We start from the raw sequence: 25,487 nt of genomic DNA, 5'->3' as shown, positions 1-25,487 counted from the left end.
CCACGCGGCGGTGATCTTTGCCGCGGTCGGCCAGCAGGGTGCCTCGCCCACGGCAAGCAACGCGCGCATCAACAGCAAGGCGGAGATCGAACCCACCACGCCGGTCAACCAGGTGGCGACACTCCACCAGATCATGCCGAGCGCGTACGCCCGCTTCGCGCCGAATCGATCGATCAACCATCCTGCCGGCAGTTGCATCAATGCATAGGTCCACGCGAACACGCTCCCCAGCAGTCCAATCTGGGTCCGCGTCAGGCCAAGCTCCTGAATCATGCCGGGTGCGGCGATCGACAGGCTTGCACGATCGAGATAGTTGATGATCCCGCCGACGAGCAGCCAGAACAGTACATGCCAGCGGTAACCGATGCGAGCGGGTTGTGTCGCGGCGGCCGATACGGAAAGGGTGGGTTTGTCCAACGCGTGTCTCCGTCCAGATGGCCTTGAGTGGCCATTCATCGTTAGGGTTGCCTGCCTCACGTTGCGCGACGCTCGCTTACGTAAGTACTCAATGGCAAGTGTACGGGCGGATGTGTTTCGACTCCAATGCCGAAACTGGATGGGCCGATAGCATTTGCGTTATCGGCGCAACTTTCTTTAGGTGGCAGTCACCTCGAAGACGTGATAACCCCAAGGCGGCAGATCCAGATAAAGGCCACGCGTGGCGAGCTCATTACCGTCGCGATCTAAACTCGCCGATCCCATCAAGTCCCTTAGCCGCACCGTGCGGCCGATCACGTCGACAAACGGAATCCGGATATAGCACTGGCTCCCGTTACCGGCGTAGTTGACCACGACGAGCCGCCGTTCACCGTCGTCCCGCTGCCAGCACCACGCAATAAAGCAATCCGAAGTCCAGTTGCCATCCCGTGCCGGCACGAGTTCGATCAGGCTCCACGTGCCGTCCCGGAAGACCGGCTGCCGCAGCGCCGCCAGCAGCTTCACATAGAACTCCTGCACGCTTGCGTCGACAGGTTTTTGCGGCGCGCGCACCAGATGAGGCGAAATCCGCTTTTTGCGGCCCTCGAACTGCCCCTGGTGGAAGAAGCGCAAACCGGGCGAAAGAAACGTGATGATGGCCGCTGCCTCATGCATGGCGGGTTCGAAGGTGGCCGCAGTGCGGGGCTCGTCGTGGTTTTCGAGGAAGCGGGCCAGTTTGTCCTGGTAATCGAGCCCGGCGTACAAGTGCTCACGCACCGGTCGTGCATGCGCATCGCGCAGGCGGTCGTACAACTGCTTGTCGTAGGCGTAATCGAAACCCTGCTGCTGCATCGTCCATTCGAGATCCCAATACACCTCCGCCATGAGCAGGAAGCGCGGATGCTCGCGTCGCACGGCTTCGGCCGCCTTCGGCCAGAAGGGCTCGGTGCGGATGCCCCAAGTCCGCTCGAACACGTCGGGCAAAACCAGCATCGCCATGTCGCAACGCACGCCGTCGCATTGCGCGGCGATTCTTTTCAACTCGTCGATCATCGCCTGCTGCAACGCCGGATTGCCATAGTTGAGCTGCAGCGTGTCGGGCCATCCGTCGAAGTACGGGTCCCTGCCGTGCGCGAGTATCAGCGGTCCGTTCTTCGTCTGCACCCGGCAATAGTTGTGCGGCGCGCGAGCCAGGTCCGCCTCGCTGCCGGGGACGAAATAGTCCGGATGCGTGTCGATCCAGTCGTGGTCCGGCGCCATGTGATTCGGCACGAAGTCGAGCATCAACTTCAGGCCGCGTTGCTGCATGCGCTGCCGCAAGCGGGCGAGCGCCTCGGCACCGCCCAGATCGCGATGAACCGTGTAGGCCTGGATGGCGAACCCGGACCCGGCGATGTCTTCGTCCGCGAGATCGGGCAGCGTCTCGGCGAATTCGCGGCGCCACCCGGCATGCGCGCGCGAGATCGCCTGAGCCGCCGGGCCGGTCTGCCAGACGCTCAGCAGCCAGACCCAGTCGAAGCCCAGGTCGGCGAGGCGATTCAGTTCGGCATCCGGAATATCGTCGAGCGTCGCGCGCCTGCCGAGCGCGCGAGACAGCTCGGTCAGCCAGACGCGTGTGTTGATCTGGTACAGCGACGGGTAGCGTACGTCGGACATTGTGCTTTCCTCATTGCTGGCCGCTGTCTTCTCCGCCCACCTGCTCCCTGACGACCTGCGACATCACGCGGCCACGATCGATTTCCAGCACGGTTTTGGCGTCGACGCGCCCGAACAGGTCGAGCATCGGGGCGACAAGACCCGTCCAGCCCGTCTGATGACTGGCGCCGAGTCCCGCGCCGTTGTCACCGTGAAAATATTCATAGAACAGGATCAGGTCGCGCCAGTGCGGATCGTTCTGGAATTTCTCCGTGCCGCCATAGACCGGCCGTTTGCCGTCGGCATCGCGCAGGAACGTGCTCGTCAGGCGGCGCACGATTTCCTGCGCCACTTCGAAGAGCGTCAGGTGCTGGCCCGAGCCGGTCGGGCATTCGACCTTGAAGTCATCGCCGAAAAAGCTGTACAGGTTCACCAGCGCACGGACGATCAACAGATTGACCGGCATCCACACTGGTCCGCGCCAGTTGGAGTTGCCGCCGAACATGCCCGTATTCGATTCGGCCGGCAGGTACTGCACCGTGTAGTCCTGTCCGCCGAGGTGGATCACGTACGGATGTTCCCGGTGATACAGCGAGAGCGAACGGATGCCGTGCGGCCCGAGGAACTCCTTCTCGTCGAGCATGTAGGCGAGCACCCGTTCGAGCTTGCGTTTGTTCAGGATCGACAGAAGCCTGCGTTCGTTGTAGCCGATGAAACCGGCGTCGGTCGGGGCAACCTGGGCGATCAGCTCGGGGTAGCGCTTGCGAAACTGCGCGATCAGCTCCATCAGCTTCGGATAGCGCGTCAGGGAGCGCGCTTCGAATACCGTCGACGCGCACAGCGGCAGCAACCCAACCAGTGACCTTATCTTCAGGCGCTGCGTCTTCCCGTCGGGAAGACGCAGCAGGTCATAGAAAAAGCCGTCCTGCTCGTCCCACATCTCGTCCTCATGTTCGCCGCGCCGGTCCATCGCGTAGGCGATCCACATGAAATGCTGCACGAACTTGAACGCGACTTCCTCGTAGAGTGCGTCGTAGTCGGTCAGATTGATGGCCATCTCCAGCATGGTCTGGCAATAGAACGCCATCCACGCCGTCCCGTCCGCCTGTTCGAGCGATCCGCCGGTGGGAAGCTGCGCGCTGCGATCGAACACGCCGATGTTGTCGAGACCCAGAAAGCCGCCGGCGAACACGTTGCGGCCTGTCGGGTCCTTGCGATTCACCCACCAGTTGAAATTGAGCATCAGCCCCTGGAACGAGCGCTCCAGGAAACGCGGGTCGGCGCGTCCCAGTTCTTTCTCGTACTTGTACAGCCAGAGCGTGGCGGCGGCGTGGACCGGCGGATTCACATCGCTGAAGTTCCACTCGTAGGCGGGAATCTGGCCGCTCGGATGCACATACAGGGTGCGCAGCATCAGCAGCAACTGTTCTTTGGCGAAATCGAAATCGACCTGCGCGAGCGCGATCGTATGGAAGGCCAGGTCCCAGGCCGCGTACCACGGATACTCCCACTTGTCCGGCATGGAGATCACATCGGCATTCAACATGTGGAACCACTCCGTGTTGCGCACATCGCGCCGTGCGGAGTCGAGCAATGGGTGACTGCCGTGCTCGCGCAGCCAGAGTTCGAGATCGAAGTAGTAGTACTGCTTGCCCCATAACATGCCCGCCAAAGCCTGGCGATGCACCCGCCGCTGATCTTCGGTCAGCGCTCTGGGCGTAATGCGTTCGTAGAACTCGTTGGCATCGGCGAGGCGGCTATCGAAGATCTGCTCGAAGTCGCCGAAGGCGTCGTCGAGCCGGGTTGGCGCGAGGCGCAAGCGGATGATCGCGCTGCCGCCGCCGGGTACGTCGCAGGTGTAATGGGCCGCGGCCTTGGTCCCCGTACCGGCGGGATTGACGGCGTCGCGCTTTCCCGAGATCACGTAGTCGTGGAACGCGTCCTTCACGAAGGGCGAAGCGTTGGGCTGATTCCACAGGCGTTGCGCATTGCTTTCGTTGTCGGTGAACAGCGTCTGCGGCGTGCCTTCGCAATGAAGCCAGTATTCGCCCAGATCATGATGGATGGCCTGAATGACGCCGGCGCCCGCGTCGTGCAGCGACGGCTTGCGATCGTCCTCGCCCCGCGACCATGTGTTGCGGAACCAGAGCGTCGGCAAGACCTGCAGCCGCGCCGCCTGCGGTCCGCGGTTGTGCACGGTAATCCGCACGAGGGTATCTTCCGGGGCTGCCTTCGCATATTCCACAAACACGTCGAAATAGCGGTCATCGTCGAAGATGCCGGTGTCGAGCAGTTCGTATTCCATCTCCTCGCGCGATCGCGTCCGGTTGGTCTCGACCAGATCGCGGTACGGATATTCCCGCTGCGGATATTTATAGAGGTACTTCATGTACGAATGCGTGGGCGTACTGTCGACGTAGAAGTAATACTCCTTCACGTCTTCACCATGATTGCCTTCGCTGTTGGTGAGGCCGAAGAGCCGCTCCTTCAGTATCGGGTCGCGCTCGTTCCATAACGCGAGCGCGAAGCATAGCCGCTGCTGGTCGTCGCACAGTCCGCCTAGCCCGTCTTCGCCCCACTTGTAGGCGCGGGAGCGCGAATGGTCATGTGTGAAGTAGTTCCAGGCATCGCCGTTGTCACTGTAGTCTTCGCGTACCGTTCCCCATTGCCGCTCGCTGAGATAGGGGCCCCATTTCTTCCACGGTACGTGCGACTCACGCGAGTCGTTCAGGCGCTTTTGCTCCGCTACATCGACGAATACCGGGCACATATTCTTCCTCCGTGACGGGTGAATAAGCTCGACTCGACGCGGCGCGCCGACGATCAACCGGGTTGATCCGTCTCCAAGTGTAGTGTGTGCCGATGCAGATGCGAGCCCGGTGACGATGCTTTTATGGGCGACGACGATCACGCCTTTTGCGGAAGCTCAGCCTGCGCTCCGGTTTGACATTCGCATGTCGTTTTTATTAAGAATCCAGAACTCTTTGCAAGGCATTGAGCCGAGGGTCTGGTGCTGCCTGGCTATCTGGTGCTGCGCGTGCAGGAGCTTCTGCCTTTCGACGCCCTGCAGCGTGCGTCGCAAACGCCCGACCTCGCTTTCAACACGGCGACATCTAAGTCGCCGGAACACCTCGCATATCGGCGACTACTGGGTCGACTTCACGCGGGTCGTTTATCGCGTGTTGCTGCCGCTGTCCGTGCTCGTCGCGTTGGTCTATGTGTGGCAGGGCATCCCGCCGACGCTGGGCAGCGATGTGACGGCCACGACACTCGAAGGCCTCAGACAACATATTCTGATGGGCCGATCGCGAGTCTCGAGTCGATCAAGCACCTCGGCACGAACGGCGGTGGCTTCTTCGGCATGAACGCCGCGCATCCGTTTGAAAACCCGACGCCGCTGACCAACACCGTGCACATCCTGCGCATGCTGCTGATCCCATCGGCGCTATGCGCACGCCATGAGATCGGCTTGATGCCGCCGGAAGGTCCCGACGGCGGAGTGTGTCCACTTTGACGAAGTGCGAGTCGGTGCTGAATCTGCGAGGCAAAGCCCGCCATCGAGCAATTAATCAGTTTTCCGTATTAACGCCTAACCGGGCCGCTTTTCCAGGACGTCCTTGACGACAGGCAGTGCGGTAAAGACGTTGGGCCAACCCGTATAGAACGCCAGTTGCGTCATGACTTCCGAAGCCTGTGCCTGGGTCAGTCCGTTATCCATGGCCCGGTTGAGGTGATAGGTCAGTTGCGCAACCTGACCCGCGGCAACGAGCGCGCTGACGGTCACGAGACTGCGATCTCGCGGCGCGAGTTCGGGCCTCAGCCAGAGGTCCAGAAACAGCGCGTCTCGCGTGAACTGGACGACGCCCGGCGCCACGGCGCCGAAGTTCTGCGCGACCCTTTCATCGCGCTGCGCTTCGGCAGCTTCGTCGAGCGGGAGAAGCTCGCCGGAGGCGGGCGGAAGTTGCGCTGCCGTGATGCCGCGTCGCTCGAAGACAGCATTCGTCACCTTCACCGCCGACGTCGCATTCGCCCAGCCCGAGTAGAACGACAGATGCGTGATGATCTCGGAAATCTCGCTGGGTTTGAGGCCGCTGTCGAGCGCGAGGTCGAGGTAATAGGGCATCTCCGCGCTCTGATTGCGTGCAATCAGGACCGAAAGCGTGACGATACTGCGGTCTCGCGCGGACAGTTGGGGACGCTTCCACAGATCGCCCAGCACGACCTCGGTCGTGTAGCGTTCGAGGGCGGGCGATACCGCTCGCATGCCGGCGAGCAAATTGGCGGGAGAACGGGAATCGGATTGCATAGCTGGTTTCCTTTCGATTGGCGAGCAGCCCGCGAAACCGAGAGAAAGCACCAACATCGCCAGAGCGACAGTTTTCATGGAACATTCCTCAGCGGCGCGCGGGCAGCGCTAAACGACCTTCTGCCCGAAGGTCTCTTTTGACAGGCCTGCGAAGCCCCGTCGCGCCACGAACCGCTTCTGAGCGACGTTGGCGCGAGCGATGTTTCGCGACATTGACCAATCTAACTCTCGCACCCCGTCGCGACTAGACGCTAAAATCGGCAAACACCTATGAAACGAGTTCATTAATGCGCCGCGAAAACTATAACGACCTGCTCGCCTTCATCGCCGTCGCGCGCGAGCGCAGTTTTACGCGGGCCTCGGCGCAGCTGGGCGTGTCGCAATCCGCTTTGAGCCACACCATTCGCTCACTCGAATCCCGGCTCGGGCTGCGCCTGCTGACCCGCACCACACGCAGCGTCGCGCCGACCGAGGCGGGCGAGCGTCTTCTGCTCACTGTCGCGCCGCGTTTCGAAGAGATCGAATCCGAACTGGCGGCCGTGACCGAGTTTCGTGACAAACCCGCGGGCACCATTCGCATCACCGCCACTGACTATGCGACCAAAACCATCCTGTGGCCGCGCTTGTCGAAAGTCCTGCGCAAGTATCCGGAGATCAAGGTCGAAATCATGACGGACTACGGCCTGTCCGATATCGTGGCCGATCGTTATGACATCGGCGTTCGCAACGGCGATCAGGTCGCCAAGGACATGATCGCGGTCCGCATTGCGCCGGATATGCCCATGGCGATCGTCGGCTCGCCGGGGTATCTGGCAGAGCGGGAATTGCCGAGGAAGCCGCAAGACCTGACCGCGCATAACTGCATCAATCTCCGTTTGCCAACTCTCGGTGGCTTTTATCCATGGGAACTGAAAAAGGGCAGTCGTGCGGTTCAGGCGCGGGTGGAAGGTCAGTTTGCCTTCAATGGAACCTATCAGATGCTCGATGCAGCCCTGTCCGGATACGGTCTCGCGTATGTGCCGGCCGATCTGGTTCAGGCTCATGTCGCGGCGGGGCGCCTCATCCGGGTGCTGGAGGACTGGTGTCCGACTTTCCCCGGCTTGCATGCGTATTACGCCAACCGGCGGGAGTTTTCGCGAGCGATGGCCGTTGTCATCGACGCATTGCGTTACCGCCCGCAGGACACCAAACCGTAAGGCCTGTTTTATTCATGATCGCGATTCATAAAGCTTAGCGGTTTTAGGGGCTTTATCGCTAGATGCCATTTGCCTATCATCTTTTCGATAGCAACCGCAGGCCCGGCCTGCATGGAGAAGATGATGGACTATCGATATCTCGGCCGTAGCGCCCTCAAGGTTTCGCCGCTGTGCCTGGGCGCGATGATGTTCGGCGGCGAAACGGATGAAGCCACGTCCCGCCGGATGATCGACAAGGCGTACGAGCAGGGCGTGAACTTCCTGGATACCGCCGACGTTTATCACGCCGGGCGCTCCGAAGAAATCGTCGGCCGTGCGATTGCGCAACGACGTGACGATTGGGTCGTCGCGACGAAGTTCGGCTATCCCGCTTCGGCTGACGCGCGTCCGAACCAGCAGGGCCAATCGCGCAAGTGGATCTTCCACACGGTCGATGCCAGCCTGAAGCGGCTTGGCACCGACTACATCGATGTCCTTTACTTCCATCGGTCGCTCATCGATGCGCCGCTCGAGGAAGGCGTGCGTGCTATCGGCGATCTGATCCGCGAGGGCAAGGTGCGTTATTTCGGCCTGTCTAACTTCCGCGCCTGGCGCATCGCGGAGATCGTGCGTCTTGCCGATCAGCTTGGGATTGACCGCCCCGTGGCGATCGAGCCGGTGTACAACATGGTCGATCGCACGGCGGAAGTCGAGTTGATGCCCGCGGCCGGACACTATGGCATCGGCGTGGTGCCCTACAGCCCGCTCGCGCGTGGGGTGCTCACGGGTAAATATGCGCTCGACGGCGCGCCGCCCGCCGACTCCCGCGCCGGACGCGGCGACAAGCGTATCCAGCAGACCGAGTGGCGTCCCGAGTCGCTGGCCATTGCGCAGAAAGTGGCGGCGCATGCTGCTGAACGCGGTACGACGTCGATTGCGTTCGCGATTGCGTGGGTGCTGAAGAACAGGCTCGTGAGTTCCGCCATCGCAGGCCCGCGTACGGAAGCGCACTGGGACAGCTATCTCGAAGCGCTGACGCTGCAACTTGGACCGGACGACGAAAAGTTCGTCGACAGTCTGGTGCTCCCGGGCCGTGCGTCGACGCCCGGCTATACAGACCCGAACTATCCTGTCGAAGGACGGCGTGTGATCGGCTGACCTGTGGGCTTGTGATCGGGGCGCTCCTGAGTTGCAACGGCTTGGTAGCGGCGCGTATTCGCACGAGGAAAGGGCAGCTCGCGCCTCCGCCAGATGTCAACGCGATCTTTGTCCGGAGACCGGTACCCACTGTCGGGTTTCAGATCATCGACGCTGACATCTGGCAATGCCGGCAGTGACGGCAAACTGGCATAGTAGGTAATAGGGGCATTGGCGGAGGGAGTGTGATCCCTTGTTGCGGCGCGCGGCTCAGTAGTTTTCTGTCGCCGCCTCGTTGCCCGCCGCGCCCGAAGGCGCCGATGGCTCCGCCGATGCCGGCGCGCCCTGAGCGCCCGCACCGCCGGCTTGGCCCGGCCGCAGTAGCAAGCCGCCGAGTACGCCGGCCGCCGCCGCGAATATCGCCCCGCACAGAAACGCCACGTGATAGCCGCTGTTGAGCGCCGCTATCGCGCCGGCCGAGGCTTGCAGCGCGTCGCTGCGCGCGGCCGCGAGACTCGCGAGCACCGCGAGGCCGAGCGCGCCGCCCATCATGAAGGACGTGTTGACGATGCCGGACGCGAGGCCCGAATCGGCCGGATCGACGTCGCTCATGGCGGCGAGCAGCATCGGATTGAACGCGATGCCTGCGCCGAAGCCGAGCAGGATCATGCCGGGCAGCACGTCGGGCACGAAGCTGCCGTCGACCGGCGCGCGTGCGAACCACGCGAGACCGCACGCGGCGACCAGCAGACCCACAGCCAACGGACGACGCAGACCGAAACGCATCACCACGCGCGCCGACAGACCGAGCGAAAAGAATCCCATGATCAGATTGGCGGGCAGAAACGCGAGCCCGACCTGCAACGGCCGGTAGCCGAGCACGCGCTGCAGGTACAGCGCGGAGATGAAGAACCACGCGAACATCGCGGCGGCCCACAGCACGCCGACTATGTTCGCTGTCGCGACATTGCGCAGGCGGAACAGGCCGAGCGGCATCAGCGGATGTTGGACCCGCGCTTCGATCGTCAGGAACGCGCCCATCAACGCGAGCGCGGCGAACAGCAAGCCGAGCGTCCGCGCCGAGGTCCAGCCTGCTTCGTTGCCATTGACGACCGCGTAGACGGCGAGCATCAGCGACGCGGTGACCGTGACCGCGCCGGCCACGTCGAGCCGCTCGCCGTGAGCATGCCCGCGCGCGGACGGCAGTAGCGCGACACACAGTGCGTACACGGCGATGCCGATCGGCAGGTTGACGAGAAAGATCCAATGCCAGCTCAGCAGGTTGGTGAGCAGGCCGCCGAGCAGCACGCCAATGCTGCCGCCGCCCGCGCAGACGAAGCCGTACACGCCCATGGCTTTCGCGCGCTCGCCGGGCTCGGTGAACAGATTCATGATCAGCGACAACGACACCGCCGAAACGATGGCGCCGCCCAAACCCTGCACGGCGCGCGCGGCGACGAGCAGGATTTGCGAGTTCGCCATGCCGCACGCGAGCGACGCGAGCGTGAAGAGCGTAATGCCGCCGAGAAACAGCTTTCGGTGTCCATACAGATCGCCGAGCCGTCCGCCCAGCAGCAGGCAGCCGCCGAACGTGAGCATGTAGGCGTTGACGACCCAGACCAGTGAAGTTTCGGTAAAGCCGAGGTCCGCCGCGATGGACGGTAGCGCGACGTTCACGATGGTGGTGTCGAGCACGATCATCAACACGCCCAGGCATAGCACGATGAGCGCCAGCCAGCGTTGCTTGCCGTGAATGGAATGATGAGTCATGCGGGCGCTCCTGTGCCGCGATCGAGCGGGTTCGCTTCGGGGCGGAATCAAGCGGATTCGAGGGATGTGAGCCGTTGCCGGATATGCCGCCGCCGGTTGGACACCGGCGGCGCGAATTCGTCGAAGGCAATGAGCTTTTGAGTCTAGCACTCGGGCGTTTCGCGGCACACTACGAAACCCCGGGTCTGCAAACCGCGAGCTGCGTCAGTGGCCGCCGAGTATGTCGTACCTGCCGCCGCGTTCGAGCGCGCGCTGATAGGCCGGCCGTGCGTGAGAGTTGTTCAGATGATGGACGGTCAGCATGGGTCGATGGGCGTTGAACAGTGGAGCATCAGATCATAGGGATGTTGTGCCGAGGTGTGACTCTAGTCGCACCTCGTGGCCCATGCCCACCCCGCACGAATCAGACCCGCGCCTTGCTGCCCATCAGTCGATTCGACGGCAAGGTTTCATCGAGCAGCTTGCGAGCGCTTTCGATCCCGGCCACCGGCAGTCCCTCGGGATTCAGCAGGCCCACCTGCACCAGCACCGATGCCTGATCCCAATAGATGTGCTCGTTATAGAGCTTGTCGCCACGGAAGCACACCACCGCCAGCATCGGCACTTCGAAATACTTGCCGGTCGGCGCGACGCCCGGCAACAGCCAGTCCATTTCGCAGCTATGCGTGCAACTGAAAATGAACTCGTCGACGATGCGGTCCGCGCCGATCGTGCGCGAAATCGGAATCAGCTTCGTGTCGGGCGGATTCGAGTTGACGAAGTGATGGGTGTAGAAGCGCTTGAGCCGGTCATGGCCGACGCCGCCGGTCATCGTCGGCACGTGGTTGACGTAGGGCTCGGCGACCATGGTCGGCATGACTGCGTCCACGTCGCGCGTGGCGAACTCGTGGTAGCAGTGCGCTTCCCACAACGCGTTCAGATCGTAGACCGGGCCCAGCACTTTACGCAGCAGCGCGAGCGTGCGCGAATACGCCATCATCGCGGCGGGTTTGTCGTACTGCGCACGCGCGGGAGCCGCGAACGCGTGATCGCAACCGGAGTAGACGTATTGCTCGATTTGCGCTCGCGTGCGCAAGGCGGCGCTGATCTGCTCGCGCGTTTGCGGCGGGCAGTGCGCGTCGTTTTCGGGGAAGTGGAACACCATCGGGCAGCGCACGGCGGACACTTGGTCCAGATGCGCGTCGAGGCCTACGCCGTAGTAGCTGACCGCGCAATCGACATCGGTGCGCGCCGCGCTCAGGAACGCGAGCTTGCCGCCGAGGCAGTAGCCCACCGTGCCGACCTTGCCGGCCTGCTCGGGCAGCGCGCGCAATGTGGCGATGGTCGCGGCGATGTCGTCGACAGCGAGGTCGACGTTGAACTGACCGAGATAGGCGAGCGCCTGTTGCATATCGGCTTCACCATAACCGAGGTCGATGCCCGGCTTGATGCGCCAGAACAGATCGGGCACCAGCACCACGTAGCCTTCTTCGGCGTAGCGGTCGGCGGTGGCCTTCATCGAGTCGTTGACGCCGAAGATCTCCTGCAACAGGACGAGCCCCGGGCCCGACCCTTGCGCCGGACGCGCGACGTAGGCGTTGAAACGGCCGCCATCCTGGGCGACGACTTCGATGAAAGAGCCAGTCATGCGGTATGCCTCCAATCCTGTCAGGGGTTACGTCATCGTGCGCAACTCGAAGCGTTTGAGCTTGCCGGTTTCAGTACGCGGCAACGCATCGACGAACGTGATGACGCGTGGGTATTTATACGGCGCGACGCTATTTTTCACGAAATCCTGCAATTGCGCGACCAGTTTGTCATCCGGGGTGTAGCCCGGGTTGAGCACGACGAACGCCTTGACGATCTGTCCGCGTGTTTCGTCCGGCAGGCCTATGACGCCGCATTCGGCCACCGCGTCGTGTTGCAGCAGCACGCTTTCCACTTCGGGACCGGAGATGTTGTAGCCGGCCGAGACGATCATGTCGTCGGCGCGTGCCTGGTAGAACACGTAGCCGTCCGCGTCGAGATACACCGAATCGCCCGGCAGATTCCAGCCATCGCGCACGAACTTCGCTTGCCGCTCGTCGGCGAGATAGCGGCAGCCGGTCGGGCCGCGCACCGCGAGTTTGCCGATCGTGCCGGGAGGCACCGGTTGCATGGCGTCATCCACGGCCTGAACGACGTAGCCCGGCACCGCGCGGCCGATTGCGTGCGGACGAATCTCATCGCCCTGTGCGGCAACGAAAATGTGGATGAGCTCGGTGCCACCGATGCCGTCGATCATGTCGATGCCGCTCGCCTCGCGCCACAGACGCCGCGTGGAATCGGGCAGCGCTTCGCCTGCCGACACGGTCTTCTTCAGGCTCGACAAGTCATGACGCGCAACGAGCGGCGCCATTTGCCGATAGAAGGTGGGCGCGGTGAACATGATGGTCGCGTGAAATCGTTCGACCGTTTGCAGCAGGGTCTCGGGCGTGAGCTTCTCGATCAGCACCGTGGACGCCCCCACCCGCAGCGGAAAGCACAGCAGGCCGCCGAGGCCGAACGTGAACGCGAGCGGCGGCGTGCCGCAAAACACATCGCTCGACGACGGCTTGAGCACGTGACGTGGGAACAGATCGCACATCGCCAGCACGTCACGGTGAAAGTGCATGCAGCCTTTCGGCGCGCCGGTCGTGCCGCTGGTGAAGGCGATCAGGCAGACGTCGTCGGCGGCGGTGTCGCATGCGACGAAGTGCTCGGGCTTGTTGATCGCAAGGGTGTCGAGCGAATCGGCGGCCTCATCGTGAAAGAGGCGCGTTTGCTTCAGGTTCGCGCAGTAGAACTCGTCCTGAGGATTCGCGCAGCGTGCAAGCTCTTCGGTCAGGCGCGCGTCGCACAACGCCGCGCTGATCTGCGCCTTGTCGATGATCTGCTTCAGTTCCTTCGCACGCAGCAAGGGCATGGTCGGCACCACGACCAGGCCGGCCTTCAGCGCGGCCAGCGCGGTGACGGCCATCTGCAGCGTGTTGGGCCCGCGCAGCAGCACGCGGTTGCCGGGCCGCAAACCCATTTCATCGACCAGCACGTGCGCGCTGCGGTTGACCAGCCCAAGCAGTTCGCCATAGGTGGTGGCGCGCGGTGCGCCATCCACATCGGACCAGATCGCCGGACGATCGCGATGGCCCGCTTCGATGGTGCGCTCGAGCAGCTCGGTCGCGCAGTTCAGGCGCGCCGGGTAGGCCACGTCCGGATTGTCGAGCAGGAAGACGGGCCATTGGTCCTGTGGCGGAAGATTGTCGCGCGCGAAAGTATCGACGTGTGCTGACGGTTCCATCTGGGTCTCCCGGGCGTTGAGCCGGCTAAATGCGCTTCGGTTGGCGTGAGTGGTGGCGTGGGCTGCTTTCGTTCGATGCTTACTGCGGGATCACGGCGGTCGCTTCGATCTCGACTTTCGCTTCGTCTTCGATCAGCGCGACGACCTGCACCGCGCTCATCGCGATGTCGTAGTCGCCGATCAGCTCGCGAAACGCGCGGCCGATATCTTTCAGCGCCGCGAGATACTCGCGTTTGTCGGTGACGTACCACGTCATTCGCACGAGGTGCTCGGGCTTGCCGCCCGCTTCGTGCAGCACGGCCACTACGTTCTTGAGCGCCTGAACAGCTTGCGCGGCGAAGTCGGTGGTCTGGAATGTCGCCTGTTCGTCCCAGCCGATCTGTCCGGCGATGAAGACCTGCGTGCCGCGAGCCGCGACACCGTTCGCGTAGCCGCGCGGTTTGATCCAGCCAGCGGGAAGGAGAGCCTGTTTCATGAGCGATGCGCCTCGATGGATTCGGTTTGGGGTGCGAACTTCGCGAGCGCGCTCGCGATGTCGGCGGGAATGTCGATGGATTTGCCGCTGTCGAACGACGTGGTCACAAGTACCTGCTTCGCGCGAAAGCGGGTCTCGCCGCCGCAATGGCCGACGATGTCGATGCTGATCGAGCGCCGGCCGAGCGCGCTCACACTAAGGGTCAGCGTGATCGTTTCGCCCATCTGGCTCGGCCGCGAGAACTCGCAGTCGAGTTTGACGATCGGCAAGCCGACGCGGCGCTGCGCGATCATGTGCGCGTAGTCGACGTGCAGGCCTTCGTTGAACCAGTCTTCGACCAGGGCGTTGGTCATCACCAGATACTGCGGAAAGAACACGATGCCCGCCGGGTCGCAGTGCGAGAAGCGGATGCGCACGGGCCTCTCGAAGGTTGCGGTCATCATCGTTGCTCCGCGGCGGCAGCATGCGCCTTCAGCAGATCGCGGCCGATGATCAACTGCTGCACTTCAGTCGCGCCTTCGTAAATGCGCAGCGCGCGAATCTCGCGATACAGCATCTCGACGGCGGTGCCGCTTTGCACGCCCATGCCGCCGAACAGCTGCACGGCGGCGTCGATCACCTGCTGCGCGCCTTCGCTCGCGTGCCACTTCGCCATCGCCGCTTCGCGCGTGACGCTTTCGCCCTGATCGCGCAGCCATGCGGCGCGATAAACGAGCAACGCGCTGCTGTCGATGGTCAACGCCATCTGCGCGAGTTTGGCCTGCGTGAGCTGGAAATCGCCGAGCGTCTGCCCGAACATCTTGCGCGACGCGGCGCGCGCGAGACCTTCGGCCATCGCGTGACGCGCGAATCCGAGCGATGCGGCGGCGACCGACGTGCGGAAAATATCCAGCGTGCGCATGGCGAGCTTGAAGCCTTCGCCGGGCGCGCCGAGCATCCGGCTGCGCGGCACGCGAGCGCCTGCAAAATGCAGACGCGCGAGCGGGTGCGGCGCGATCACGTCGATGCGTTCGGCAATGTCGAGCCCCGGTGTGTCGGCATCGACGATGAATGCGCTGATGCCGCGCGCGCCCGGCGCTTCGCCGGTTCTCGCGAACACCACGTAGAAGTCTGCAATGCCGCCGTTGGAGATCCACGTCTTGTCGCCCTCGAGCACGTAGGCGTCGCCGTCTTCACGGGCGCAGAGCGCCATCGCGGCGACGTCGGAGCCCGCTTCCGGTTCCGACAGCGCGAACGCGGCGAGCGCCGTGCCGTTCGCGACGCGCGGCAGATAGCGGGCCTTCTGTTCATGCGTGCCGCCGAGCGAGATCGCGCCCGAGCCGAGGCCCTGCATCGCCAGCGCGAAGTCGGCAAGGCCCGAATGTTTGGCGAGCGTTTCGCGCAGCAAGCACACGGCGCGCGTATCGATCGTGTCCCCGTGGCCGCCGTAGGCGACACCGCCTACGCCGTATTTCAACCAGCCCGCGGTACCGAGTTCACGCACGAGGCGCCGGCAGGTCGCGTCGGTGTCCGCGTGATCTTCGTGTCCGAGATTCGCGCTGCACCATGCTTCGATGCCGGCGGCCAGTTCGCGATGACGCGGCTCGAAGAACGGCCACGCGAGCGCGCTATGCCAATCCATTGTGTTATCGACGCTCAACTCAGTCTCCTTCGAACACGGGACGCGACTTCGCGGCGAACGCGCTGTATGCGCGCTCGAAATCGCGTGTGCTCATGCAGATCGCCTGCGCCTGCGCTTCCGATTCGATCGCTTCGTCGATGCTCATGCTCCATTCCTGGTGCAGCATTTTCTTCGTGATGCCGTGCGCGAACGTCGGACCGGCGACGAGATCGGCGGCGAGCTTCTGCGCTTGTTCGACGAGGGCGGCCGGTTCGCACAGGCGGTTGTAGAAGCCCCACGCGTGGCCTTCATCGCCGCTTGCCGAGCGGCCCGTGAAGAGTAGTTCGGCGGCGCGGCCCTGGCCGATGATGCGTGGCAGGATCGCGCAAGCGCCCATGTCGCAGCCAGCGAGACCCACGCGCGAGAACAGGAAGGCGAGCTTGCTGCGCGCGGTGCCGAGGCGCATGTCCGAGGACATCGCGAGAATTGCGCCGGCGCCGGCGCAGACGCCGTCGACGGCTGCAATGATGGGTTGCGGGCAATGGCGCATCGCCTTGACGAGATCGCCGGTCATGCGCGTGAACAGCAGCAGTTCGGGCATCGGCAGATCGATCAGCGGCGCGATGATGTCGTGCACGTCGCCGCCCGAACAGAAGTTGTCACCCGCGCCGTGGATCACGACCGCTTTCACATCGGTCGCATAGGCCAGTTGCCGGAACAGGTCGCGCAGCTCCGCGTACGATTCGAAGGTGAGCGGGTTCTTGCGCTCGGGGCGGTTCAGCGTGATGGTCGCGACCTTGCTGGTCACTGACCAGCCGAAGTGACGCGCTTCATAGCCGGCGAGTGTCAGGCGGTTGCCGGCCAGCAGTGCGTCGGCGTTGGATCGTGTCATGGTGTCTCCTACGGTTCGGTACGTTTCGATATTTCAGACTGATTCAATCTTTCAGACTGTCGAGCAAATGCTGCTTGAGTTTCCCAAGCCGTTGATGCGTGCGCGACTTTTCATCGAGGCTCAACCCGCCGAACAGTTCGACGACCCATTGCTCGTGCGCGGCCGCCATCTTGTCGAACGCCTTGCGGCCGACAGGCGTCAAACACACGCTGATCGAACGGCGATCGTTCGGGTCCGTATCGCGCGACACCAGCCCTTCTTTTTCGAGCTGATCCGTAATGCCGGTGACATTGCCGCCCGTCACCATCAACCGGCGCGACAGCTCGGTCATCTTCAGTCCTTCCGGATGACGTTCGAGCTGCGCCATCAGATCGAAACGCGGCAACGTCGTGTCGAATTCGTTACGCAGACGCTTGCGCAACTCGGCTTGCACGAGGTTCGTCGTGGTCAGCATGCGCAGCCACAGGCGCAAGCCCATGTGACTGTCCACGCCAGTGCTCATTTCGAGGTCCACGACGTTCTCCGCGGGTTGGGCCACGCCTTTGCGCGTCGGCTTCGTTTCGCCCGCCGCAGCGGGCTTCTTCACGTTCGATGACTTGGTCACATCACTTCTCCACCGGAGATGGAAATGGATTGCCCCGTAATGGCCTCGGAGCCGGGTTGGCACAGCCACAGCACGCTGTTGGCGACCTGCTCGGGGCTCACGAAGCGATGTTGCGGATTCGAGCGCAGCAAGGTTTCGCGCGCCTGCTGTTCGGTGCGCGAGGTCTTGCTGGTGATCTGTTCGAGCGACGCGCGCAGTAGTTCGGTTTCCGTGTAGCCGGGGCACACGGCGTTGACCGTGATGCCCTTCGTCGCGACTTCGAGCGCGAGCGAGCGCGTGAGACCGATCACGCCGTGTTTCGCCGCGCAATACGCGGCGACGTACGCGTAGCCGATTTGCCCCGCCGTGCTCGCGACGTTGACGATGCGACCGCGTCCGCGTTCGAGCATGCCGGGCAACACCGCGCGCGTGCCAAGAAAGACACCGGTGAGGTTCACGTCGAGCATGCGCTGCCACAGCGCCATGTCGGTGTGCATGAACGGCGCGGCTTGCGCCTGGCCCGCGTTATTGACGAGGATATCGACCGCGCCCGCCTGGCTGAACGCGTTCGCGACCGACTCTTCCTGCGTCACGTCCACGGCGAGATACGTCACGTCGCCCAGCGCGTTGCATTTTTCCTGCTGCGCGGCGAGTCGCTGCACGTTGCGGCCCGCCAAGGTGACACGTGCGCCAGCGCGCAACAACGCTTCCGCGATGGCCGCGCCGATGCCGCTGCCGCCACCGGTGACGACGGCGTGCTGGCCCGCGAGCGGGGAGAGGGGGGTATGCACGTGGCTCACGTAGTTCCTTCTGCGCGTTGCGCGCGTTCTTGCGGCGACAGCCCCGCGTTCGCGATGGCCTGTGCGCGCTCGCGTTCGAGATTGCGTTCGAGCTGCGACTTCGCGGCGGCGTAGGGCTTCGGCCACGCGACATCGAAGTAGCCGATCTTCGCCGCTTCGTTCAGCGTCCACGACGGGTTCGCCAGATGCGGGCGCGCAATCGCGCACAGATCCGCACGGCCTGCCGCGATGATGCTGTTCACGTGATCCGCTTCCGAAATCGCGCCGACAGCGATCGTCGCGATGCCGGCTTCGTTGCGCACGCGGTCCGCGAACGGCGTCTGGAACATGCGGCCGTACACGGGCTTCTCTTCCTTGCTGACCTGACCCGACGATACGTCGATCATGTCCGCGCCGGCTGCCTTGAAGGCACGGGCGATCTGCACGGCGTCGTCCGGCGTGGTGCCGCCTTCGACCCAATCGTTCGCGGAGATACGCACGGAAATCGGCTTGTCTTGTGGCCATGCCGCGCGGATCGCCTTGAAAACCTGCAGCGGATAGCGCAAACGGTTTTCGAGCGAGCCGCCGTATTCGTCGGTGCGTTGATTGGTCAGCGGCGACAGGAAGCTCGACAGGAAATAGCCGTGCGCGCAGTGCAGTTCGAGCCAGTCGAAGCCGGCTTGCGCCGACATGCGTGTCGCGTCGACGAATTGCGCTTCGATTTCGCGCAGCTCTTCATACGTGGCTTCACGCGAGTGCTGGCTGACGCCGCGCAGATATTGTTGCGGCGAAGCCGAAACGAGCGGCCAATTCCCTTCGGCGAGCGGCTGGTCGATGCCTTCCCACGCGACGCGCGTCGAACCTTTGGCGCCCGAATGGCCGAGTTGAATGCCGATCTTCGCGTCCGACTGACGATGCACGAGGTCGACGATGCGCTTCCATGCACTCAGATGCTCGGGCGCATACATGCCGGGACACGCGGGTGTGATGCGTGCTTCGGGCGACACGCAGGTCATCTCGGTCATCACGAGCCCGGCGCCGCCCATCGCGCGCGCGCCGAGGTGCATCAGGTGATAGTCGCCAGCGATGCCATCCACCGCCGAGTATTGCGCCATCGGTGAGACCACTACGCGGTTTTTCAGCGTCACACCGCGCAGCGTGAACGGCGTGAACATCGGCGGGACCGAGTGCTTGTCCGGCGCGCGCTGCACACCTGAGCGCTGCGCGAGCCAGTCTTCGAAACCCGACAGATAGCGCGCGTCGCGCTCGCGCAGATTTTCGTGCGAAATGCGCTGCGAGCGCGTGAGCAGCGAATACGCGAACTGTTCCGGCTCGAACGATGTATAGCGATCGACGTGCTCGAACCATTCCGTCGAATTGCGCGCGGCGTTCTGGATGCGCAGCACGCCGATGCTGCGCACTTGCGTATAGTGCCGCAGCGCGGCGGGCAGATCGCCGGGATGGGCGCCGATGCTGTTGGCGAGTTCGATCGCGTCTTCGAGCGCGAGCTTGGTGCCCGAGCCGATCGAGAAGTGCGCGGTATGCGCGGCGTCGCCCATCAGCACGATCGGCGTTTGCGAACCGTCGGCGTTGCGGCGCCAATGCACCCATTCGCCGTTGACCACGCGCGGAAAACGGATCCACTGCGACGAGCCGCGCAAGTGCGCGGCGTTCGACATGAGCGCGTGGCCGTCGAGGTACTTCGCGAACAGCTTTTCGCAGAAGGCGATGCTGTCTTCCTTGCTCATTTCGTCGAGACCGGCGGCGCGCCACACGCGCTCGGGCGTCTCGACGATGAAGGTGGAAGTCTGATCGTCGAAACGGTAGGCGTGCGCCTGGAACCAGCCGAATTCGGTTTCTTCGAAGGCGAAGGTGAACGCGTCGAAGAGTTTTTTGGTGCCGAGCCAGACGAAGCGGCAGTCGCGCGTGTCGATGTCCGGCTGATAGGTGGCCGTGTATTTTTGCCGGATCGCGCTGTTCAGGCCGTCGCAGGCGATGATCAGGTCGGCTTCGTAGACGTTGTCGTCCGTCACCTGGGTTTCGAATACCAGCTTGACGCCGAGTTCTTCGCAGCGTGCCTGCAGGATGTTCAGCAGGCGCTTGCGGCCGATGCCGCAGAAGCCGTGACCCGACGAGCGGATTTGCCGGCCGCGGAAATGGATCTCGATGTCGTCCCAGTGATTGAACGCGTCGAGGATCGCGTCCGCGCTCGGGGCGTCGGCGGCGCGCAGGTTGCCGAGCGTCTGGTCGGAGAACACGACGCCCCAGCCGAAAGTGTCATAGGGACGGTTGCGCTCGACGACCGTGACTTCGTAATCGGGGTTGCGGCTCTTCATCAACAGGCCGAAGTACAACCCGGCCGGGCCGCCGCCGATACAGACAATGCGCATGCTTGTTCCCCCAGTGTGAACTCTGCTTTGGGGTAATTTAGGTTTTGATAGTTTAGATGTCAAGTAAATTTGCGTGGGGACCGGGCGGAAGGCGATCAGCTATTGATCCGAGAGAATAAAGTCCGTCATGCGAGAATAAAGTCCGTCATGGATTTTTCACGATGTGGACTCCGCTTGGGTTTGACTCGTGGATTTCTCAATCGGGAACTCGGGCCGATTGGGAGGCGGTATTGGCGGCGTCAAGATGTCGCGGAATCTAGCGAAGTCTGTGACGGTGGAGTCGGAGAGCGCAGTTCGGTGCCCCCGTGCCCGGAAATAATGAAAGCGTCCGAAACGTCTCAATAGAAGCGTCCGAAAGTGGGGGTGAAATCTCCCGCTAACCCTCGCACGCCAAGGTTTCGGACGCTTTCATTTGAGGTCGCCGTCGCCGATTGAAAAGCAGCTTTTTTACCGCCGCTTTTTCTTGGGAAATTTCGGCAAATTGGACTTTTCGGGACACTATTAGCGGGGGGTGATTTCGCGCGTCGGGTTCAAGGATGCCGTTTTTCCCGGCTTGTCGATAATCCTCAAGACTCCAGTAGCAGCCACTCCACCGCCCCAGCCGGATACTCCTCCGGCCACCCCTTTGCCAGCAAATCCACTGCACCCCGCATCACCGCGATGGCATCCACCGTATCCCCCGCGTGCCGCACGCTATCTGCCGGATTCCCCGCGTCGCCGTCCGCCCCATCTCCGGCACCGTATCCCTCGTGACGTCCGCAACGCCCCTTCGTCATCGCTCGCCCCCTCACTCCCGGCCCTCATTGCTTCCAAAACCAACTGCGCGCAAGCAACCCGGTCCATCGCTCGGCGCAGGCGAATGAAGCTCGCGTCTGAAATCCCCGCGTCTCGAGCCGCGACTTCGATGTCGCTGGCGACATCTGCGGGCAAGACTGACAGTAGTTCAACCGCTTGGTACTCACGTACTCCAATACGACTGGTCCGACACATCGCGACGGGACATATGACTCGGCGACCAATTCCCCTGTGGGACGCCTGTTGCAGGCTGTATTCGAGACTCTGGGACAAAGGCGGTTCAAGAATGGGCAGCTTTTCCAAACTGCTCTAAGAGAGCGTGTGGAAGCGACTCTAGCCGTTCCCGGCGATGCCCGCTATCACGCTATCGCGTTTCTGGGCGGACGACTGCATTTCATTTTCGTGGTTGATAGCAAATGGGTGAGCAAAAAACTGCTTCCCCATTTTTTGTCCGACGACAGGTCTTCGGCTGCTCTCTGGTCAGGCGTGGTCTACGATTCGTATCGCCCGTACCCTGACCAGTTGTTCAAACAAATAAAAGCCGAATTCCTGCAGGTCTTCTCGCGTAGTTCTGTGTTGCTCGACGAGGAGTCGGAGCGACATCTCGCCACGATGTTAGTTGAGGCAACCTTCGTCCGCACTCGTCGAGAAAGGTACATTACCTTCTCCGAATGCCGCTCAGCGCTCCAATCAATGAGCGAATCAGGCCGGTTATCGGCGCTCTGGTCCACCGGGCACATTCTCGCTAAAGAGAATGGCTGGGCTAGCTTTGGAAAGTCATTTTTTGTGAAAGCTTGGCCCCGCGAGACAGTCTATCGTACAAGCTCTACAACTGAGAGCTTGATTCGACTAGCAACAAACTTGACGGATGAGTTTGGAGATGTTGTGGACGTTCTTGAAGAGTACTTCACTTTCGTGGACCATCCCGATTCCTACCTTTTTGGCCTTCTTCAGAATGGAACCAAGGGAAAAATTTTGGCAAAGTGGCCCGGGCATGTACTGACCATCCTCGCGAAGACCATTCGGACGGACGCGCCATACAAGCCGTATCAGCTCGAAAAAGTGCTGGAAGCAATTGGCGACACTGACAATTCATTGCGGAGCACGAGGCGATGGCGCGCGCTCCACAACCTCTTGTCGCAATAGGGCCCCCTCGCCTTACCAGACTTTGCTGAAGCTGCAACCCTAGTCGAAAGAGGATTGCCTGTCCTGAGAAACTTGGGTGCAGTCTTTGCACGCGGTGTTGGCCTCGGCGGTGCGAGGCCGAAAGCGGTTATCTGCGATGAATGCGCAATCTCGTGGGTGGCAAAGTTCTCGAGCGTCAGGGACAGTCTAAGCGTCGCTGCAATCGAGTACGTGACCTTGGTGTTTGCAAGCCGGGCTGGTCTACGAGTGCCGCCGGTCAGATTGCTGGAACTTGACGACCGTCAGTGCTGCTAAGCCGGAGATTTGACCGCGCTTGGTCGGCCATGAAGAACAATGCGGGCGCAAGCCGACGCTCGCTTTGAGAGGCCAACGTGCCCGACGGGAAGAACGTCGGCTGCCCTATGCGACTCACGCCACCGTTCTTGCGGCGACATCGTTGCAGCAGTGCGAGTCCACTGCTGCTGCCTGCAGATGATGGAAGACGATGCGGCGGAGCGGTTCATACGGGCACTGCTCGACGTCTTTGTACCCAACGACGATTGTTCGTGTCGTGCCCCGGCCCCCCAACGACGAATCGCGAGCAGCCTCTCCACTTGGGAGGATGGGTTGAAGCGAGGGAATCGATGTCTTCGTTCCAGTTTCGCACTCCCCCCAAACGAAATCGCTATTGAAGCCACTAACTCGGGATGTAGTACGGAACCAACTGCTCCTTTACAGGTGCTCGGTATCCGAGATAAGGCCGGGTAGCGAATATGAGTCCATGCCTGATTACGATAATCTCAAACGGGACGAAAGACTGCTTTTTCGGCTCGAAGCTCACATGATGCGTGTATCCGTGACAATCTTTCGTGGTGCAGCAATCTCGCGTAGGGTCGCCCCGTACTATGCGAGTTATTGATGTACTGAGCCGAAGCTCACCGTGCGGCCTATCGAACCCGTCTCGCAGCAACTTCAACACGAAAAGGGATAAGAAGCGATTCAATGCGTAAGCGAAGCCTAAGTGCGGTTCGCGAGTCACCCAGACGAAATTCGGGAAAGGCTCATCATTGAAGTCCTCTCTGAGGACCCGTCGTGCAAGCTCTTGAAGGGCGGGCTTTGTTGCGGCAACCGTATCGACCACGGTCACGTCGAGTATGCCGTTCTGTCGGCCGTACAACTGGATGAAATCAGCACACGAGTCCTCGACCACGCTTTCGAACGTTGCATCCCAGATTTGCATCTCGGCGTCTGGAGTCTTGTCGTTCGGGTTCGACATTCCCCAAGCACACGCCCTTCGCGCTCGGTCTTCGGCAGCCAGTAGTGTGACGAGATACTTATCTTGTATGGGAGATTCAAGGCAGCGCTCAAGGTGTTTGAGTAGTGGCAGCCCGAATTGTCGGGTGGTCGCACGTTGAAAATCTTGCATGGCACCGTCTCCGCCACCGGAAACTAGCACACCTTTTACGGCATGTCGGTATTTTGAATTGAATTTCCATCGGTCAAGATGGTCCGGGTCGAGCCAGAATCTCGCTCCATGGAAGCTTCTGAGTTCGACGTTGCCGGAGTACAACGGCGACGGATGCGGTACATGAATCCGCAACTGACGAACCAACGTTCGTTCGCGCATAAAGCCGGTGCATGCGATAACCGCGCCAAAATCTCTAGTGGTGCGGGTGCCTTTTGTCCCCGCCCATAGTCCTGCTACGTGGACAGCTCCGTTGACGGGTGTTGCGGTAAAGTTTCGAGCATTATAACCGTATAGGATTTCTAACTTGTTATTCGAAGACAGAAATGCACCGAGCGCGCTTTGCCATTCGGCGGCGAGGACATCAGCGGCGTCGGAGTGGAATTCGAGCGGAAACCAGGACGGGGAAAACTGCATCGAGTCGGACGTCGGCCGAGGCCAGTCATACTCGAACGGGGCAATCCGGCGTGACTTTGCGACCGATAGCGTATTGAAAGCGTGGAACCGTTTTTCGATTACCGTGACGTTTATTCCTCGGAGCGCAGCAACAAACGCACATGAAAGGCCCGAAACGCCGCCCCCAAGGACTAATAACCCCCTCCCGGGGTCTTGGGCTATTTGCGGAACGTCAGAGATGAGTGCTTCAGTGACCGAGATAGCGCGGACGAACTGGTCTCGGACGCTGCCCGTCCGCAAACCAGAAAGGTCGTACTGTCGCTCGCCAACACGGTGAAATCCTAACAACTGATTCCTTGGCATCGGAGCCCCGATTAGGTCGCATTAAACAGAAGCCGCACGAGAGAGCGGCGCTGAGTTGGAACTTACGACGCGTGACTTAACAGGCGATGCAGATGCGGGAGCGTTTGATGAAAATACTTGTCCGCGTGCTTGACAAGTACTGTTCGCGCCTGTTCATTCATCTGCGCTCTTTCAGCGAACTCGCTGGTTTTAACTACCAGTCCGTAGCCGTTCAGCTTCTGGTCGATAGGACCGAGAAGCTCCAAGTGGATGTAGTCCGGCACGAACACGAAAGCGGTCCCTCGTACAGGTGTTTCCATCTCTTGGAGAAGTCGCGCAACAGGATGTTCAGCGCGACGGACATTGGAAATGACTGCCACCCGTAAGCCGCAGTCTGGCTCGGTCATCTGGATGGTAGCAGGGGATTCGTCGATAGGGGCACCCTCTCCCCACGACAACTCGAACGCATGTAGAAGTCGGGTCTGAAACCGGGACGCGAGCGCTTGAATCACTTTCGAATATTGACGGGATTCGTTCGCCTCGATTTGAACCACGTGATATTCCGCATCGCCGTTCATACCGCCTCCCTTGTTGTGACTTACAATCGGGGATGCCCTCTCGACTGCAATCACTTCGCACGCCCGTTCGATAAACGGAAGAAAGAATGCTACGGATACGTGCTACTAAACTTGAGCAATGGTCTCTCCTGCATCGACGCAGGCCTACGGTTATAGTCTACCCCTGTATAAAAATATATGTGCGGGTGCCCGCACAGCCGAATCACGAATGTGGCGTCATACCCACATAGGCGATACCTTGGCAACCGCCGCGCGCGTAGTGTCCGTTGTAATGGGCAAGCGCCCCAGAATAGGGCTCGTGTGGCTGTGAGTGAACCCGCGAAGAAGCCGCT

20 protein-coding genes and 1 pseudogene are annotated in these 25,487 nt (G+C 61.8%); 5 read left to right on the top strand and 16 right to left on the bottom strand.

The features are described from left to right. From B0G69_RS31475 to B0G69_RS31465, 3 genes are all read right to left on the bottom strand, one after another. Window positions 1–417: MFS transporter (locus tag B0G69_RS31475; RefSeq protein ID WP_121323753.1), on the bottom strand; the 417-nt coding region annotated here is incomplete at its 3' end. A gap of 177 nt (window positions 418–594) precedes the next feature. Beyond that, a complete protein-coding gene (locus B0G69_RS31470) occupies window positions 595–2,073 on the bottom strand; it encodes an alpha-amylase family glycosyl hydrolase (RefSeq protein WP_121323752.1) in 1,479 nt (492 codons plus the stop codon). A gap of 10 nt (window positions 2,074–2,083) precedes the next feature. Continuing rightward, on the bottom strand, window positions 2,084–4,822 hold the full coding sequence (locus tag B0G69_RS31465) for a glucosidase (protein WP_121323751.1): 2,739 nt from the start codon (window positions 4,820–4,822) through the stop codon (window positions 2,084–2,086). 115 nt (window positions 4,823–4,937) lie between these two features. Here B0G69_RS31465 and B0G69_RS42220 point away from each other — a divergent pair. Then, a pseudogene (locus tag B0G69_RS42220) lies at window positions 4,938–5,294 on the top strand (potassium-transporting ATPase subunit KdpA); the annotation flags it as partial. Beyond that, a complete protein-coding gene (locus B0G69_RS42215) occupies window positions 5,273–5,566 on the top strand; it encodes a potassium-transporting ATPase subunit KdpA (RefSeq protein WP_241991529.1) in 294 nt (97 codons plus the stop codon). The pseudogene B0G69_RS42220 and the gene B0G69_RS42215, both read left to right, overlap by 22 nt. Window positions 5,567–5,641: 75 nt before the next feature. Here B0G69_RS42215 and B0G69_RS31455 read toward each other — a convergent pair whose 3' ends face one another. Continuing rightward, entirely contained in the window at window positions 5,642–6,358 is a 717-nt protein-coding gene (locus B0G69_RS31455) for a carboxymuconolactone decarboxylase family protein (RefSeq protein WP_241991528.1), read from the bottom strand. A gap of 287 nt (window positions 6,359–6,645) precedes the next feature. Between B0G69_RS31455 and B0G69_RS31450 the strand changes: the two genes are divergently transcribed. Together B0G69_RS31450 and B0G69_RS31445 are read left to right on the top strand one after the other, a co-directional pair. Beyond that, window positions 6,646–7,554 carry a LysR family transcriptional regulator gene (locus tag B0G69_RS31450; protein WP_121323749.1) on the top strand — a complete coding sequence of 303 codons (909 nt, stop codon included), beginning with the start codon at window positions 6,646–6,648 and terminating at the stop codon, window positions 7,552–7,554. 123 nt (window positions 7,555–7,677) lie between these two features. After that, on the top strand, window positions 7,678–8,691 hold the full coding sequence (locus tag B0G69_RS31445) for an aldo/keto reductase (RefSeq protein WP_121323748.1): 1,014 nt from the start codon (window positions 7,678–7,680) through the stop codon (window positions 8,689–8,691). A 249-nt stretch (window positions 8,692–8,940) separates the two neighbouring features. On the opposite strand, the gene B0G69_RS31440 is transcribed toward B0G69_RS31445, so the two are convergent. The 10 genes from B0G69_RS31440 to B0G69_RS31395 form a co-directional block, all read right to left on the bottom strand. Then, window positions 8,941–10,440, bottom strand: a complete 1,500-nt coding sequence (locus B0G69_RS31440) for a DHA2 family efflux MFS transporter permease subunit (RefSeq protein WP_121323747.1) — start codon at window positions 10,438–10,440, stop codon at window positions 8,941–8,943. Between the two features lie 403 nt (window positions 10,441–10,843). Further along, a complete protein-coding gene (locus B0G69_RS31435) occupies window positions 10,844–12,067 on the bottom strand; it encodes a dienelactone hydrolase family protein (protein ID WP_121323746.1) in 1,224 nt (407 codons plus the stop codon). Between the two features lie 27 nt (window positions 12,068–12,094). After that, on the bottom strand, window positions 12,095–13,735 hold the full coding sequence (locus B0G69_RS31430; protein WP_121323745.1) for an AMP-binding protein: 1,641 nt from the start codon (window positions 13,733–13,735) through the stop codon (window positions 12,095–12,097). A 79-nt stretch (window positions 13,736–13,814) separates the two neighbouring features. After that, a complete protein-coding gene (locus tag B0G69_RS31425) occupies window positions 13,815–14,210 on the bottom strand; it encodes a RidA family protein (protein WP_121323744.1) in 396 nt (131 codons plus the stop codon). Beyond that, entirely contained in the window at window positions 14,207–14,650 is a 444-nt protein-coding gene (locus B0G69_RS31420; RefSeq protein ID WP_121323989.1) for a thioesterase family protein, read from the bottom strand. The genes B0G69_RS31425 and B0G69_RS31420 overlap by 4 nt, the downstream gene beginning before the upstream one ends. Beyond that, on the bottom strand, window positions 14,650–15,849 hold the full coding sequence (locus B0G69_RS31415; protein WP_121323743.1) for an acyl-CoA dehydrogenase family protein: 1,200 nt from the start codon (window positions 15,847–15,849) through the stop codon (window positions 14,650–14,652). Before B0G69_RS31415 ends, B0G69_RS31420 begins: the two co-directional genes overlap by 1 nt. Window position 15,850: 1 nt before the next feature. Continuing rightward, window positions 15,851–16,702, bottom strand: a complete 852-nt coding sequence (locus tag B0G69_RS31410; RefSeq protein WP_121323742.1) for an enoyl-CoA hydratase family protein — start codon at window positions 16,700–16,702, stop codon at window positions 15,851–15,853. A 43-nt stretch (window positions 16,703–16,745) separates the two neighbouring features. Next, a complete protein-coding gene (locus B0G69_RS31405) occupies window positions 16,746–17,306 on the bottom strand; it encodes a MarR family transcriptional regulator (RefSeq protein ID WP_121323741.1) in 561 nt (186 codons plus the stop codon). Then, window positions 17,303–18,076 carry an SDR family NAD(P)-dependent oxidoreductase gene (locus B0G69_RS31400; protein WP_121323988.1) on the bottom strand — a complete coding sequence of 258 codons (774 nt, stop codon included), beginning with the start codon at window positions 18,074–18,076 and terminating at the stop codon, window positions 17,303–17,305. The genes B0G69_RS31405 and B0G69_RS31400 overlap by 4 nt, the downstream gene beginning before the upstream one ends. Window positions 18,077–18,081: 5 nt before the next feature. Continuing rightward, complete coding sequence (locus B0G69_RS31395) at window positions 18,082–20,454, bottom strand: bifunctional salicylyl-CoA 5-hydroxylase/oxidoreductase (RefSeq protein ID WP_121323740.1); 2,373 nt, start codon at window positions 20,452–20,454, stop codon at window positions 18,082–18,084. Between the two features lie 1,116 nt (window positions 20,455–21,570). Between B0G69_RS31395 and B0G69_RS31385 the strand changes: the two genes are divergently transcribed. Next, window positions 21,571–22,395 (top strand): hypothetical protein, encoded by an 825-nt coding sequence (locus B0G69_RS31385; protein WP_147440792.1) that lies wholly within the window; start codon window positions 21,571–21,573, stop codon window positions 22,393–22,395. 676 nt (window positions 22,396–23,071) lie between these two features. On the opposite strand, the gene B0G69_RS31375 is transcribed toward B0G69_RS31385, so the two are convergent. Together B0G69_RS31375 and B0G69_RS31370 are read right to left on the bottom strand one after the other, a co-directional pair. After that, the gene (locus B0G69_RS31375) at window positions 23,072–24,256 is read right to left on the bottom strand and encodes a hypothetical protein (protein ID WP_241991527.1); all 1,185 of its coding nucleotides are present in this window, start codon (window positions 24,254–24,256) and stop codon (window positions 23,072–23,074) included. Window positions 24,257–24,660: 404 nt separating this feature from the next. After that, window positions 24,661–25,155, bottom strand: a complete 495-nt coding sequence (locus tag B0G69_RS31370) for a hypothetical protein (RefSeq protein WP_121323735.1) — start codon at window positions 25,153–25,155, stop codon at window positions 24,661–24,663. Between the last annotated feature and the right edge of the window lie 332 nt (window positions 25,156–25,487).

The organism is Paraburkholderia sp. RAU2J (assembly GCF_003634845.1).
Taxonomy (GTDB): Bacteria; Pseudomonadota; Gammaproteobacteria; order Burkholderiales; family Burkholderiaceae; genus Paraburkholderia; species Paraburkholderia fynbosensis.
Note: the sequence above shows the minus strand (reverse complement) of the source record. Positions and strands in the feature narration are given on the sequence as shown.